General features: G+C 38.4%; 1 protein-coding gene. It reads left to right on the top strand.

Features of this window, described 5'->3' with window-relative positions:
- Nucleotides 1–503: 503 nt before the first annotated feature.
- Entirely contained in the window at nucleotides 504–1322 is an 819-nt protein-coding gene (locus CK510_RS30430) for an SGNH/GDSL hydrolase family protein (protein ID WP_095725128.1), read from the top strand.
- The last annotated feature ends 29 nt before the right edge of the window (nucleotides 1323–1351 follow it).

Raw genomic sequence — 1351 nt, 5'->3', positions numbered from 1 at the left:
ACTAACGCCTAAAACTACCCTAACAGTGGGCAGTGTTGCATCTAGATTCGCTTTGTGGAGTTTTTCAGCAAACCCTAAATATTAATGGTAAATATTCACTCAATTTAACTGCTTCTTTATGAACACAGTAGTTTTGATAAGAATTAATGAAAACAAGTATTTACTCAGGGCTAGGTAATTGTATTTTGAATAGTTCAGTGCCATTATCTTAGTAAGATTACGCAACACAACCCATAAACTATTGCTTTAATATTGAATTTTGTGATTAACACAACAAAGTATTAGTACCTTTGAGTAAGGAATATGGATTAAATAAAGTGCAAATGTAGGGTGCTGTTAGCGTAGCGCACCATCAAAAGTTGTAGGTTATTAAATTTCCGTTCCTAAGCGATCGCTCGCCTATATCTTGAGTGTTAACCTTGGCTCGCGATTCCCGTGAATACCGAGCTTTCAACGGTTCCCCAAGAGCATGTAATCAAAAATCTAAAAAATAGGAATAACACATGAAAAAGCAACTATTAGCGGCAGGAATCATCGCTTTCTCAATCTCTTTACCTTCAAAAGCCTCTGCGGCAAGTTTTAGATCTTACGTATTCGGAGATAGTCTTTCTGATATTGGTAAGGCATTTGCTCTGACAGGTCAGGGAATACCTCCAGCACCATATTTTAATGGGCGTTTTTCCAATGGTCCAGTATGGGTAGAGTATTTATCCCCAGCTTTTGGAGCGAAGCAAACTAACTATGCAATCGGTGGCGCAAATACCGGAGATACAAATACTCTAATTCCAGGAAATCCTCTCAAATTACCGGGATTAGCCCAACAAGTTGAGGAATTCACAGCCACCAATCCAAAGGTTGATGAAGATGCACTTTACATTCTCTGGGCTGGTGCTAACGATTATCTTGGTGGTGGACAGACAAATCCTGGCATACCCGTTGGTAATATTACAAATGCAGTCACATCACTGGCAAAATTGGGTGCTAAAAACTTCCTTGTTGCAAATTTACCAGACTTGGGTAAACTTCCAGGCACTATTAACAAGGATTTTTCTACAGGACTCAGTACTTTAACTGCATTTCATAACACTCTCTTAAATTCAAGCTTGACAACATTGAGTCAGCAACTCGGATTAAAAATGATTCAGTTAGATGTCAATGATTTATTCTCTCAAGCAATTGCCACAAAAGTTTTTGCAAACACAACAGAGCCTTGTTTAAACCTTGCAGCTAAGACAATTTGCAGCAATCCCAACGACTACTTATTCTGGGATGATATTCACCCCACAAATTTCCACGGAGATGCAAGGATTTTGAGGTTCTAAATACTATAATCTTGTATCAGCTTGGAATA

This window comes from Brunnivagina elsteri CCALA 953 (assembly GCF_002289455.1).
Taxonomy (GTDB): Bacteria; Cyanobacteriota; Cyanobacteriia; order Cyanobacteriales; family Nostocaceae; genus Brunnivagina; species Brunnivagina elsteri.
Note: the sequence above shows the minus strand (reverse complement) of the source record. Positions and strands in the feature narration are given on the sequence as shown.

Coding starts and splice junctions, on each gene's coding strand:
- CK510_RS30430 (WP_095725128.1), top strand. CDS start 504: ATGAAAAAGCAACTATTAGCGGCAGGAATCATCGCTTTCTCAATCTCT.